This is a genomic window from Croceicoccus marinus, from assembly GCF_001661675.2.
Lineage (GTDB): Bacteria > Pseudomonadota > Alphaproteobacteria > Sphingomonadales > Sphingomonadaceae > Croceicoccus > Croceicoccus marinus.
In genome coordinates, this window is record NZ_CP019602.1 from 2,848,096 (window position 1) to 2,860,221 (window position 12,126).

Annotated in this window: 12 protein-coding genes; 3 read left to right on the forward strand and 9 right to left on the reverse strand. The window is 63.7% G+C overall.

Features of this window, described 5'->3' with window-relative positions:
* The first annotated feature begins 64 nt into the window (after positions 1-64).
* Entirely contained in the window at positions 65-547 is a 483-nt protein-coding gene (locus A9D14_RS13525) for a GAF domain-containing protein (RefSeq protein ID WP_066847427.1), read from the forward strand.
* On the opposite strand, the gene A9D14_RS13530 is transcribed toward A9D14_RS13525, so the two are convergent.
* From A9D14_RS13530 to A9D14_RS13555, 6 genes are all read right to left on the reverse strand, one after another.
* A complete protein-coding gene (locus tag A9D14_RS13530; protein WP_066847429.1) occupies positions 544-1,527 on the reverse strand; it encodes a ParB/RepB/Spo0J family partition protein in 984 nt (327 codons plus the stop codon). The two genes, A9D14_RS13525 and A9D14_RS13530, sit on opposite strands and share 4 nt — an antisense overlap.
* A complete protein-coding gene (locus A9D14_RS13535) occupies positions 1,524-2,300 on the reverse strand; it encodes a ParA family protein (protein ID WP_066847431.1) in 777 nt (258 codons plus the stop codon). The genes A9D14_RS13530 and A9D14_RS13535 overlap by 4 nt, the downstream gene beginning before the upstream one ends.
* Positions 2,297-2,977, reverse strand: coding sequence for a 16S rRNA (guanine(527)-N(7))-methyltransferase RsmG (gene rsmG, locus A9D14_RS13540; protein WP_066847434.1), 681 nt, complete (start codon positions 2,975-2,977; stop codon positions 2,297-2,299). The genes A9D14_RS13535 and rsmG overlap by 4 nt, the downstream gene beginning before the upstream one ends.
* Positions 2,974-4,833: a tRNA uridine-5-carboxymethylaminomethyl(34) synthesis enzyme MnmG gene (mnmG, locus tag A9D14_RS13545; protein ID WP_066847437.1), complete on the reverse strand. Its 1,860-nt coding sequence runs from the start codon at positions 4,831-4,833 to the stop codon at positions 2,974-2,976. Before mnmG ends, rsmG begins: the two co-directional genes overlap by 4 nt.
* Positions 4,834-4,911: 78 nt before the next feature.
* Entirely contained in the window at positions 4,912-6,195 is a 1,284-nt protein-coding gene (mnmE, locus tag A9D14_RS13550) for a tRNA uridine-5-carboxymethylaminomethyl(34) synthesis GTPase MnmE (protein ID WP_066849238.1), read from the reverse strand.
* 58 nt (positions 6,196-6,253) lie between these two features.
* Positions 6,254-6,511, reverse strand: a complete 258-nt coding sequence (locus A9D14_RS13555) for a DUF6489 family protein (protein WP_185884661.1) — start codon at positions 6,509-6,511, stop codon at positions 6,254-6,256.
* Between the two features lie 115 nt (positions 6,512-6,626).
* Between A9D14_RS13555 and A9D14_RS13560 the strand changes: the two genes are divergently transcribed.
* Both A9D14_RS13560 and A9D14_RS13565 read left to right on the forward strand, forming a co-directional pair.
* Positions 6,627-7,325, forward strand: a complete 699-nt coding sequence (locus tag A9D14_RS13560) for a dienelactone hydrolase family protein (protein WP_066847438.1) — start codon at positions 6,627-6,629, stop codon at positions 7,323-7,325.
* An 8-nt stretch (positions 7,326-7,333) separates the two neighbouring features.
* Positions 7,334-8,947, forward strand: coding sequence for an FMN-binding glutamate synthase family protein (locus A9D14_RS13565; RefSeq protein WP_066847439.1), 1,614 nt, complete (start codon positions 7,334-7,336; stop codon positions 8,945-8,947).
* Between the two features lie 36 nt (positions 8,948-8,983).
* Here the strand turns inward: A9D14_RS13565 and rho are convergent, their stop codons facing one another.
* The 3 genes from rho to hemE form a co-directional block, all read right to left on the reverse strand.
* The gene (rho, locus tag A9D14_RS13570) at positions 8,984-10,237 is read right to left on the reverse strand and encodes a transcription termination factor Rho (protein ID WP_066847442.1); all 1,254 of its coding nucleotides are present in this window, start codon (positions 10,235-10,237) and stop codon (positions 8,984-8,986) included.
* Between the two features lie 232 nt (positions 10,238-10,469).
* Positions 10,470-10,913, reverse strand: a complete 444-nt coding sequence (locus tag A9D14_RS13575) for a CopD family protein (protein ID WP_066847443.1) — start codon at positions 10,911-10,913, stop codon at positions 10,470-10,472.
* An 85-nt stretch (positions 10,914-10,998) separates the two neighbouring features.
* The gene (hemE, locus tag A9D14_RS13580; protein WP_066847445.1) at positions 10,999-12,027 is read right to left on the reverse strand and encodes a uroporphyrinogen decarboxylase; all 1,029 of its coding nucleotides are present in this window, start codon (positions 12,025-12,027) and stop codon (positions 10,999-11,001) included.
* Positions 12,028-12,126 lie beyond the last annotated feature (99 nt).

Here is a 12,126-nt window from a genome sequence, read left to right on the forward strand (position 1 = left end):
GTGCGGATCATGAACCGGCAACGACCATTGCCATGATGGGCATGCCGGGCGTAAAGCCAGCGCCATGTTCGACTTTTCACCCACCGATCCCGCCGACAAGCCCCTGCGCTACCGCGAATTATGCGAAGCGGCCGATGCCATCACCGCGGGCGAGCCCGATGGCGTGGCCAACATGGCCAATGTCGCCGCGCTGATCTGGTATTTCGTGCCGGGGCTGAACTGGGGCGGTTTCTATCGCAGCGTCGGCGCGGAACTGGTGCTGGGGCCGTTCGTCGGACTGCCCGCCTGCATCCGCATCCCGTTCGGCAAGGGCGTGTGCGGCACGGCCGCGGAAACCGGCACAAGCCAGCTGGTACCGGACGTGCACGCGTTCCCCGGCCATATCGCCTGCGACGCGCGCAGCCGGTCGGAACTGGTCGTTCCCGTCCTGCGCGGAGGCGAGGCCATCGCCGTCATCGACTGCGACAGCCCCGAGCCCGACTTCTTCGACGAGCAGGACCGCGAGGGCCTGGAACGGCTTGCGGCGATCCTTTCGGAGCGGATCTAGATTTCTCCGCCGGTCAGCCGCTGGCACACCAGGTCAAGCTGGTCGAGCGTCTTGTAGCGAATCGTCACCGTCCCCGATGCGGGATCGGCATCGACCTGGATGCTGACCGGCAGGCCCAGCGCATCTTCGAGCTGTGTCTGCACCGCAGCGATATCGGCATTTTCCGGACCGCGCGGTTCACGGGCGGCTCGGCGAGCCGGCTGCGCGGTTTCGCCCGCGGCCTGCTTGCGGACCATCTTCTCGACATCGCGGACCGACAGCTTCTTGGCGACGGTCTTGTCGGCGATCGCCTGGGCATCGGGGCAATTGATCAGCGCGCGGGCATGGCCCATCGACAGATCACCCTTCTCCACCAGGGTCAGCACCGGCTGGGGCAGCGCCAGCAGTCGCATCAGATTGGTGACATGGCTACGCGACTTGTCGACCAGCCGGGCAATTTCGGACTGCGCCATGCCGTCGCGGTCCGACAGCCGGTGATAGGCGCGCGCTTCCTCGACCGGGTTCAGGTCTTCGCGCTGGATATTCTCGATCAGCGCGAGCGCGGTGACCTCGCGGTCGTCGAGTTCCCGGATTATCGCTGGGATTTCATGGAGTTGCGCCTTCTGGGCGGCCCTCCACCGGCGTTCGCCCGCAACCAGCTGATAGCGTCCGCCGCCCGCCGGCCGCACGATCACCGGCTGGATCACGCCGCGCGATGCGATCGACGCCGCCAGCTCCTCAAGCGCGCCCTCCTCGAACTCGACGCGCGGGTTTTCGGGATGCGGTTCGATCGATGCGATCGCCAGCAGGGCGAGCCCGCTGGTAACGCCCTCGGGCGCAGGCTCGGGCGCGCGGGCACTCGGTTCCTGCGAACGCTCCTGCGGGCGGGACACCGGCTCCTCTCGCTGCGCATCGCCCAGCAGCGCGCCCAGGCCGCGGCCCAGGGCTGCGCGGCGCTTGGCTGCAGGTTTGGTGTCTTCCTTTGCGGCGGTCTTGCTCATGCCGCTTTCCTCCGTTTGGGCAGCCGGTCGATCAATTCACGTGCCAATTCCATATAGGCACGCGAACCGGCGCAATTGTGATCGTAGACAAGCGCTGGCACGCCATGGCTGGGCGCTTCGGATAGCCGGACGTTGCGCGGGACGACGGTGTCGAACACCAGATCGCCCAGCACTTCGCGCACATCCTCCGCCACCTGGTCGGTCAGGCGATTGCGCCGGTCGAACATGGTCAGGGTGATGCCTACGATGCCCAGACGTTCGTTGAAGCGCTGCTGGACCTGCTCGACCGTCTGGAGCAACTGGCTGAGCCCTTCGAGTGCGAAGAACTCGCACTGTAGGGGCACGAGCAGCTTGTCGGCGGCGGCCAGCCCATTGAGGGTCAGCAGCCCTAGCGATGGGGGGCAATCGATGAAGGCGATGTCGTAATCCGCTGCGCCATCGAGCGCCCGGCGAAGCCGCTGCGTGCGGTCGATGGCACCGACCAGCTCGATCTCGGCACCGGAGAGATCGACCGTGGCCGGAACGATGTCGAGCAGTGGTATCGAAGTCGGGCGCGAACAATCGGCCAAAGCGACATCGTCGAGGAGAAGTTCGAAGCTGGAATTCTCGCGATTATCGCGCTCGATACCCAGCCCAGTCGAGGCATTGCCCTGGGGATCGAGGTCGATGAGAAGCGTGCGCCACCCCGAAGCGGCAAAAGCCGTCGCAAGGTTGATGGCCGTCGTCGTCTTGCCCACGCCGCCCTTCTGGTTGGCGATTGCCGTAATAATCATCGACGCACCCCGCCTTTGCTTCGTGATCCAGCCTGTCCAAGCCGACCGACGATGATCCCCGATTCGTCGTCCGTAACAGAGGGTTCCACGTGGAACATCGATTGCCAACCCGGCTCTGCCCCTAATTCGTCAGCAGCACTGCGGCCCTTCGGAAGAATCCACAGGGTTGTCCCCGAAGCGAAGCGTTTTGCCAGTTCGACCAGCTTCAACATGGGAGCAAAAGCGCGGGCAGTGATCACATCGAATATCTGATCGGGTACGGCCGATGCGGGGCCGGTAAAAACCGTGACATTGTCCAGTCCAAGCTCCGATGCTGCGCGCTGAAGCCAACCCGTTCGCAATGGTCGCCGCTCGACCAGCGTGAAATGGCTCGCCGGGTCGAGGATCGCGTTCACCAGCCCCGGAAGGCCCGCGCCCGACCCGAGATCGATCCATCGCGAAGATGTTCCACGTGGAACATGAAGGAGGAGCTGCGCACTATCGATGATGTGCCTTGTCCAGATAATGGGTTGGGTCGCGCGCGCGATCAGGTTCTGATTTTCAGCCTCTTCCAGCAGCATACCGACAAAGCGATCCAATTGCTGCAGCGTATTCGCGTCGGTACCAAGATTTTGTTCGAGCCATGCAATGGCCTTGGCGCGATCTTCGGGATCAACGCTGTTCTGGGTGTTGGTCATGCCGCTCGGCTGTTGGTCTGCTTGCGCAGGTTCACCACCAGCGTCGCCAGGGCCGAGGGGGTTATCCCCGCTACTCGACCCGCAGCAGCGACCGAACGGGGGCGAGCCCGGCTGAGTCGCTCGACCATTTCGTTCGACAATCCGGGCAGAGCGGAATATTCGAACCACGATGGGATCTCGGTGGTTTCGGCGGCCCGCAGATCGCGTAGCTCCGCCTCCTGCCGCTCAAGGTAGGGTGCATAGAGCAGATCTTCCTCGATCTCGGCCATCAGGTCGCTATCGTGGCAGATATCGTCTTCTGCGGCCCATCTAGTGAACGAAGATCGAACTTCCTCGAACCTCGCCCATTGCTTGAGGGGCATAGAACCGAGGTTTGATCGAACCGGTGTTCCACGTGAAACAATTACCGAAGGGTGGAAGTAGCGGTCGAGCCAGCTTTCGACCGCAGTTCGATCTTCTGTCCGGCGCTCGAACCATTGACGACGCTCCGGTCCGATGCAGCCGATGTGGAGGCCGATCCCGGTAAGCCGCGTTGTCGCATTATTCGCCCGAAGACGCAGCCGGTATTCCGCGCGAGCGGTCAGCATGCGATAGGGTTCAGTCACACCGTGCGGCGTCAGATCGTCGACCATCACCGCCAAATAGCTGTTGGCCCGGTCGAGCGACGGTCCTTCCCGACCAAGGACATTCGCGGCCGCATGTAGACCTGCGAGAAGGCCTTGCGCGGCGGCTTCCTCATAGCCGGTAGTCCCATTGATCTGGCCGGCACAGAACAGGCCGGGCATCGCCTTCAACTCAAGCTGGCTGGTCAGCGCGCGCGGATCGATGTGGTCGTATTCGACGGCATAGCCCGGTTCGACGATCCTGACTTGCTCCAAGCCCTCGATCGTGCGCAGCATGCCGTGCTGGATATCCACCGGCAGCGAAGTGCTGATGCCGTTGGGATAGATCAGCGTACTGTCCAGCCCTTCCGGTTCCAGAAAGATCTGGTGGCCATCGCGGTCGGGGAAGCGATGGATCTTGTCCTCGATCGACGGACAATATCGCGGTCCGCGCGAATCGATGGCACCCGAAAACAGCGGCGACCGATCGAGTCCGCCCCGGATGATGTCATGTGCCTGCTCGTTCGTGCGGGTGATCGCGCAGAACAGTTGCGGGTTCGATCGGCCATTTGACAAGGGCGACATCAGCCATTGATCGCTATCCGAAGTCTGGCGTTCCAGGCTCTGCCAATCCACGCTGCGCCCGTCGAGCCGCGGCGGCGTGCCGGTCTTGAGCCGCGCCATCGGCAGGTCGGCTGCGCGCAATTGCTCGGCCAGTCGCTTGGCGCCGCTTTCACCGATCCGGCCGCCCTCGAACCGCTCCTCTCCCCGGAACAGCCGTCCGCCGAGAAACGTGCCGGTGCAGAGGATAACAGCCCCCGAAGCAAGCCGCGTTCCATCGGCGAGGATGACGCCGCCGACACGGTCGCCTTTCAGGATAAGGGCCGCCACCTCGCCCTCGATCTCGGTGCAATTGTCGGTCTTGGCGATCATCGCCTGGATGGCTTCGCGGAAGAGGCGGCGGTCGGCCTGGACGCGCGGGCCCTGCACCGCGCTACCCTTGGAGCGATTGAGCATGCGATAGTGGATCGCCGCATGGTCCGCCGCCCGCGCGATCAGCCCGTCGAATGCATCGACTTCGCGGACCAGATGCCCTTTGCCGAGCCCGCCAATCGCTGGATTGCAGGACATGGCGCCCGTTTTCGCCTTGTCGAAGGTCACCAGCGCGACGGATGCACCCATGCGGGCAGCGGCGGCGGCCGCCTCGCAACCGGCATGACCGGCGCCCACGACGATGACATCGAATTGAAGCATGGTCCGCCCATACAGCGCGTCAATCGGACCGTCAAAGCGGAAGCGACAGCCCGCCCCGGATGTTCCACGTGGAACATCTCATTTGCCGATGCAGAACCGTCCGAACAGGGCGTCGAGCATATCCTCGGTCCCGGTGCGCCCCAATAGCTGGTCGAAAGCGGTGCGTGCGCGCCGCAAGCCTTCTGCGACGAGAAGGAGATCGTGGTTGCCGCCCGCATCGATCAAGGCCTCGTGCGACCGCGCGATCAATCCCGCCTGGCGATCGTGCAGCGCGATCTGTCCCGGCTTGGGCATGGCTTCCCGCGCCTGATCGACCAGCGCCGTGCGAAGCGCATCGATGCCCTCGCCCGTCGCCGACGATACGCGGAAGTCGGCACTTGGGCGCTCGCCCGGCTCAATGTCGATCTTGGTCGCGATCTGCCAACTCTCATCCGGTCCCTGCCCCGGCTCCCCCAGCCAGAGCACCAGATCGGCACGCGCCAATTCATCCGCAGCACGCTGGATACCGATAGCCTCAATCACATCGCCTGTATCGTCGCGGAGACCAGCCGTATCGACGAACAGGAACGGCACCCCGCCAAGTGCGACCGGGCGGTGCAATGCGTCGCGGGTCGTCCCCGCGATGGGAGTTGCGATGGACGCGTCTTCTTCGATCAACGCGTTGAAAAGGCTGCTTTTCCCGGCGTTCGGCGGACCGCCGATCGCCACGCGATAGCCTTCGCGCAAAATCTCCGCGCGCGGGGCGTCAAGCCATTCGCCAAGTCGCTCTGCCAGTTGCAGGCAATCACCGGCGAACCCGGCGTCGAGCGATCCGGCATCCTCCTCGTCGGCGAAGTCGATCGCGGTTTCGACCCGTGCCGAAATGCCCAGCAATTCCTCGCGCCATGCCTGAACCCTCTGAGACAGGACGCCCTCGCTCAGCGCCTGCGCATTGCGCAATTGCAGTTCGGTCTCGGCGCTGAGCAGATCGGCCAGGCCCTCGGCCTCGGCCAGGTCGATGCGTCCGTTGCGAAAGGCGCGCAGGGTGAACTCGCCCGGTTCGGCGCGGCGTAATCCGTCGATACGGGACAACACCTGCTGCACCCGCGCGACGAGGGCGCGCCCGCCATGCAGATGGAGTTCGGCGCAATCCTCGCCCGTCGCGCTGGCCGGTCCGGGTAGCGAGAGGACCAGCGTCTCGTCCAGCAGGCTGCCATCGGCGGGATCGCGCAGCCGCATCACGCTTGCGCGGCGGGGACGCGGTATACGCCCGCCCAGCAGTTCCAGAACATCGGCGGCGCGGGGCCCGCTGATGCGGATGACCGCTATGCCCGCGGGCGGATTACCGCTCGACAGCGCGAAGATCGTGTCATTGCCAGCCATGACCACGCCCCTGCCCCCGCGAGGCGCCGCGGTCCAGCCCGAATCGAGCCGCCAGCGGTCAGTTGGTCGACTTGTTGCCCTTGCCAAAGGCGGCAAGCGCCCCGGTTTCCATCATCTGCTGGAACATCTTCATGCCAAGTTCGCCCATCGGGGTGAACTGCTTGATCATTTCCTGCAGCTGCTCGATGTTGCCGGTGCCCTTCATGGAATTGATCACCGTGTCGACATAGAACTCGTTTACGCGGGTCACGTCGGGCAGGCCCAGAAAGCGTCGCGCCTCTTCGGGCGAGCAATCGAATTCGACATTCACTTTCATCGGCTTTCCCCGTGGAGCAATTTCCGTTCTCATACGCTGTCACAGACAGGTGGCAAAGTCCATCCACGCTTCCTATGCATTAGGAAACCGATCACGCCCCGACAGGAGATACGCCATGGAATTCGCAACCTCGATCCCCACGCTGGATAATGACGGCAGTTTCGGAGTCTATGTCGCGCGTCCAGAGGGTGCGCCCAAGGCGGCGATCGTCGTGATCCAGGAGATTTTCGGCGTGAACGCGGGCATCCGCGACAAGTGCGACCTGCTTGCAAGGGACGGCTATCTGGCCGTGGCGCCAGATCTGTTCTTTCGCTTCTCTCCCGGGATCGAGCTCGATCCCGATGTCGATGAGGAGATGCAGCAGGCGCTCGACTATTTCGGCAGGTTCGATTTCGACCAGGCGGTGAAGGATCTTGAATCGACGGTTCGTTGGATCCGCCGCGAACAGGGCGTGCCGAAGGTCGGCTGCGTCGGATACTGCGCGGGCGGGCGGCTTGCCTATATGATGGCGACCCGCACCGACGTGGATGCCTCTGTCGGCTATTACGGCGTGATGATCGACCAGATGCTGAACGAAAGCCACGCCATCGCCAAGCCGCTGATGCTGCATGTCCCGACCGCGGACGGCTTCGTCAGCCCCGAAGCACAAAAAGCGATGCATGAGGGGCTGGACGATCATCCTCGCGTTACCCTCCACGATTATAAGGGGCTCGATCACGGCTTCGCGACACAATTCGGCAACCGCCGGGACGAGGAAGGCGCGCAGCTGGCCGACAAGCGCACCGCGGAATTCTTCGCCAAACATCTGGCCTGAGGGCGGCCATGCAGAACAGGGCCAGTTGGCGCAGTTCCGCCGACCTGTATTCGCGCTTCGTCGTCCCTGCCCTGCTGCTGCTGCTGACGCTGGCGGCGCTGGCATGGCCGCCGATGGGATGGCTGGCGTTCGTCACGCTTCCGCTGCTGGCGGTTGCGCTGTGGGATTTCCTGCAGAAGAAACATACACTGCGGCGCAATTATCCGCTGATCGCGCGCTTTCGCTGGCTGATGGAGGATTTCCGGCCTTATTTCAGGTCCTATCTGATCGAATCCGATCTGGAAGGACGCCCGTTCAACCATGACCAGCGCGCGCTGATCTATGCGCGCTCGAAGGACCAGCTCGATTCGCATCCGTTCGGAACCGAACTCGACGTCTATTCCGAAGAATATGAATGGCTTGGCCATTCCATCGCGCCCACCGCCGATGCGCCGCATGAATGGCGCTGCCAGGTGGGTTCGGACCAGTGCAGCCGGCCCTATTCCGCATCGCTGCTCAATATTTCGGCGATGAGCTTTGGGTCGCTGTCGGCCAATGCGATCATGGCGCTGAACAGGGGCGCGGCCAGCGGCGGGTTCTATCACGACACCGGCGAAGGCGGCATCTCGCGCTATCACAAGTCGCATGGCGGCGATCTGGTGTGGGAACTGGGCAGCGGCTATTTCGGCTGCCGCAACAAGGACGGCACTTTCGACCCCGGCATGTTCGCCGAAAACGCGCAGGGCGAGACGGTCAGGATGATCGAGGTGAAGCTGAGCCAGGGCGCCAAGCCCGGCCATGGCGGCGTCCTGCCCGGCAGCAAGGTCACCGAGGAAATCGCCGAGGCTCGCGGCGTATCGGTGGGAGAGGACTGCATCTCGCCCCCGGGACATTCGGCCTTTTCCACGCCTATCGAGATGGTCGAATGGTGCGCGAAATTGCGCGATCTCTCAGGCGGCAAGCCCGTCGGGCTGAAGCTGTGCGTCGGACAGCCGCATGAGGTGATGGCGATCGCCAAGGCCATGCTGCAGACCGGCATCACGGTCGATTACATCGTCGTCGACGGCGGCGAAGGCGGCACCGGGGCGGCACCCGTGGAACTGTCCAACCGGGTCGGCATGCCGATGCGCGAAGGCGTGATCATGATGCGCAACGTGCTGGTGGGAACCGGGCTGAAGCCGCAGATCAGGATCGCGGCGGCGGGCAAGGTGCATTCGGGCGCCGGCCTTGCGATGAATTTCGGGCTGGGCGCGGATTGGAGCAATGCCGGGCGCGCCTTCATGTTCGCGCTGGGCTGCGTGCAATCGATGAAATGCCATACCGACGAATGCCCGACAGGGGTCGCCACGCAGGACGCCACGCGCCAGCGCGGGCTGGTCGTGATGGACAAGGGCGAGCGTGTCGCACGGTTCCAGCGCCATACGCTGCACGGGCTGCGCGAGATCGTGATCGCCATGGGCCTCGACGATCCCTGGCAGATCCAGCCGCATCACATCGGCGAGCGGTTCAATTCGGTGCGGTCCGATTCGATGGACCAGTTCTATCGCTTCCTGAAGCCGGGCGTGCTGCTGGACGACCCCGACAGCACGCAATACGCCCGCCACTGGAAAGCGGCGAGCGCAGAGACGTTTCGCATGGTCTGAAGGGCCGGTCGCATGATCTGCGGCTGGCCCCGCAGATCACTGGTTCATGGTGGCGAAGAAGTCCTCGTTGGTCTTCGAATCCTTCATCTTGTCGAGAAGGAATTCCATCGAATCGATCGTGCCCATCTGCATCAGGATGCGGCGCAGGACCCACATCTTGGACAGCTGCTCCTTGTTGACCAGCAGCTCTTCCTTGCGGGTGCCGGACTTGCCGACATCCAGCGCGGGGAAGATGCGCTTGTCCGCGACCTTGCGGTCGAGCACGATTTCCGAGTTGCCGGTGCCCTTGAACTCTTCGAAGATCACCTCGTCCATGCGGCTGCCGGTGTCGATCAGTGCGGTCGCGATGATGGAGAGCGAACCGCCCTCCTCGATGTTGCGCGCCGCGCCGAAGAAGCGCTTGGGGCGCTGCAGGGCGTTCGCGTCGACACCGCCGGTCAGCACCTTGCCCGACGAAGGCACCACGGTGTTGTAGGCACGGCCCAGGCGCGTGATCGAATCGAGCAGGATCACCACGTCCCTCTTGTGCTCGACCAAGCGCTTGGCCTTTTCGATCACCATTTCGGCGACCTGCACGTGACGCTGCGCGGGTTCGTCGAAGGTCGAGGAGATGACCTCGCCCTTCACCGAGCGCTGCATGTCGGTCACTTCCTCGGGCCGTTCGTCGACCAGCAGGACCAGCAGGAACACTTCGGGATGGTTGTCGGTGATCGCCTTGGCGATGTTCTGCAGCAGCACGGTCTTGCCCGTGCGCGGCGGTGCCACGATCAGCGCGCGCTGGCCCTTGCCCTGCGGCGAGATGATGTCGATCACCCGCGCCGACTTGTCCTTCACGGTCGGGTCCACGGTGTCGAGCACCAGCTTCTCGTCCGGATAGAGCGGCGTGAGATTGTCGAAATTGACGCGGTGACGAACCACGTCGGGGTCGTCGAAATTGACCTTGAGCAGCTTCGTCAGCGCGAAATAGCGTTCGCCGTCGCGGGGGGCGCGAATCTCGCCCTCGACCGTGTCGCCGGTGCGCAGCTGGAACTTGCGGACCTGGTTGGGCGAGACATAGATGTCGTCGGGCCCGGCGAGATAGTTCGCCTCGGGGCTGCGCAGGAAGCCGAAACCGTCGGGCAGCACTTCGATCGTGCCGATGCCCAGGATTTCCTCTTCCTCGGCAACCTCTTTCAGAATGCCGAACATGATGTCCTGCCGCCGCAGGGTCGACGCGCCCTCGACACCCAGTTCCTCGGCCATTTCGACCAGCTCGGCGGGGGTTTTCTGCTTGAGTTCCTTGAGATGCATATTCTTTTTTCCGATTAAGGAGATCCGCTTGGCGTCCTTGAACCGGAAATTCGCACGCAGTTCGGCGATGGCAGGACGTTATTCGGTTTTTAAAGGCTGGAGCGAGTACCCTGCATGGTCCGCAGGGATCGCTGAAAGACAGGGCCCAAGATAAGGTCACCGCGGCGCAAGGTCAATCGCCCTTCGCCTCTTATGTGTCCACCACTGGTCGCAAACCGGCGATGCGGGCGGCCTAGAACGGTTTGACGACCACCAGCACCACGATCAGCGCCAGCAATATGCCGGGCGCCTCGCCCCACATGCGCAGCTGCCGTTCCGACAGCGGGCGGTCGCCGCGCGCCATCTTCCTCGCCTTGCCGACCATCACGCCGTGATAGGCGGTCATCAGCACGACCAGCAGCAGCTTGGCATGCAGCCATCCCTGGTCCCACGCCCCCAGCGTGAAGGCGAGCGCGATGCCCAGCACCCATACGACGACCAGGCTGGGCGTCAGGATGATCTTGCGCAAAAGGCCGGTCCGCTTGGCCCACAAGGCTTCCTCGTCCGAGCCCGGCGCGGCGGGGTGCATGTAGATCATCTGGCGCGGCAGCATCAACAGCCCCGCCAGCCAGAACACCACGAAGATGATATGCCCGGCCTTCAGCCAGAGGTAGATCATGGAAAGCGCCTCTTGCATGGCCGCCTAGATAGCGGGGCCGCGTGGCCGGTTGAAGGGGGTAGTGAGGGCAACTGGTCAGGTCAGGTTAGATCAGCAGGTCAGCTCAGGGCCGTTGCCAGCCGCGCACGGCCGCCAGCAGCGCCTCGACATGTTCGATCGGGGTGAACTGGCCGATCCCGTGGCCCAGGTTGAACACATGCGGCCGATGCGCGCAGGCATCCAGGATGAAGCGCACCCGGCTCTCGAGCTCCGGTCCGCCCGCCAGCAGGCGCAGCGGATCGAGATTGCCCTGAAGCGGCATGTTCTCGGGCAGTTCACGCGCTGCCCACGCGATATCCACCGTCTCGTCCACACCCACCGCGTCGACCAGGGTCTCCTTGGCATAGGACACCAACTTCTCGCCCGCGCCCTTGGGGAAGCCGATGATCGGAACGCCGGGACAGCGCTGGCGTACGGCACTCACGATGCGCGCGGTCGGCGCGATCACCCAGCGGCCGAACTCGTCGGGCGCGAGGCTGCCGGCCCAGCTGTCGAAGATCTGCACCGCTTCGGCCCCCGCCTCGATCTGGCCGACCAGATAATCGCTGGTGACGTCGACGATGGCATCGATGATCGCCTGAAAACCTTGCGGATCGCCATAGGCCATGGCGCGGGTCTCGTGCTGGTCGCGGCTACCCTCGCCGTTGACCATATAGGTCGCGACCGTCCACGGCGCCCCCGCAAAGCCCAGCATGGTCTGCTCAGGGCCAAGCTGGGCCCTTACCCGCTCCACCGTACGATAGATCGGGGAAAGGCGCTGTGGCACGGCTTCCAGCGCCTTCAGCGCATGATCGGCAAGCTTGGGCGAAAGCCTTGGTCCCTCGCCCGCCAGGAATTCCAGGTGCTGACCCATCGCATGGGGCACGATCAGGATGTCGGAAAACAGGATGGCCCCGTCGAAACCGAAGCGCCGCAAGGGCTGCATCGTGATTTCGGCCGCGGCCTCGCTGTCATACACCAGCGCAAGGAATCCGCCCTTTTCCGCGCGCAATGCGCGATATTCGGGAAGGTAGCGCCCCGCCTGCCGCATCATCCAGATCGGGCGACGGTCGAGATTCATGCCCTTGAGCGTATCGAGAAGAGGACCTGCCATGATTCTCCAAAAGAAAGATTCTTATAATTGGTTGAAGGACTCTGTTGGTCCTGTGGATATCGGGGATTGCCGCGATTGCCCGAATTATCACCGCATGAC

Excerpts from the sequence above, each read along its gene's own strand:
- A9D14_RS13525 (WP_066847427.1), top strand. The coding sequence starts at position 65 with ATGTTCGACTTTTCACCCACCGATCCCGCCGACAAGCCCCTGCGCTAC.
- A9D14_RS13530 (WP_066847429.1), bottom strand. The coding sequence starts at position 1,527 with ATGAGCAAGACCGCCGCAAAGGAAGACACCAAACCTGCAGCCAAGCGC.
- A9D14_RS13535 (WP_066847431.1), bottom strand. The coding sequence starts at position 2,300 with ATGATTATTACGGCAATCGCCAACCAGAAGGGCGGCGTGGGCAAGACG.
- rsmG (WP_066847434.1), bottom strand. The coding sequence starts at position 2,977 with ATGACCAACACCCAGAACAGCGTTGATCCCGAAGATCGCGCCAAGGCC.
- mnmG (WP_066847437.1), bottom strand. The coding sequence starts at position 4,833 with ATGCTTCAATTCGATGTCATCGTCGTGGGCGCCGGTCATGCCGGTTGC.
- mnmE (WP_066849238.1), bottom strand. The coding sequence starts at position 6,195 with ATGGCTGGCAATGACACGATCTTCGCGCTGTCGAGCGGTAATCCGCCC.
- A9D14_RS13555 (WP_185884661.1), bottom strand. The coding sequence starts at position 6,511 with ATGAAAGTGAATGTCGAATTCGATTGCTCGCCCGAAGAGGCGCGACGC.
- A9D14_RS13560 (WP_066847438.1), top strand. The coding sequence starts at position 6,627 with ATGGAATTCGCAACCTCGATCCCCACGCTGGATAATGACGGCAGTTTC.
- A9D14_RS13565 (WP_066847439.1), top strand. The coding sequence starts at position 7,334 with ATGCAGAACAGGGCCAGTTGGCGCAGTTCCGCCGACCTGTATTCGCGC.
- rho (WP_066847442.1), bottom strand. The coding sequence starts at position 10,237 with ATGCATCTCAAGGAACTCAAGCAGAAAACCCCCGCCGAGCTGGTCGAA.
- A9D14_RS13575 (WP_066847443.1), bottom strand. The coding sequence starts at position 10,913 with ATGCAAGAGGCGCTTTCCATGATCTACCTCTGGCTGAAGGCCGGGCAT.
- hemE (WP_066847445.1), bottom strand. The coding sequence starts at position 12,027 with ATGGCAGGTCCTCTTCTCGATACGCTCAAGGGCATGAATCTCGACCGT.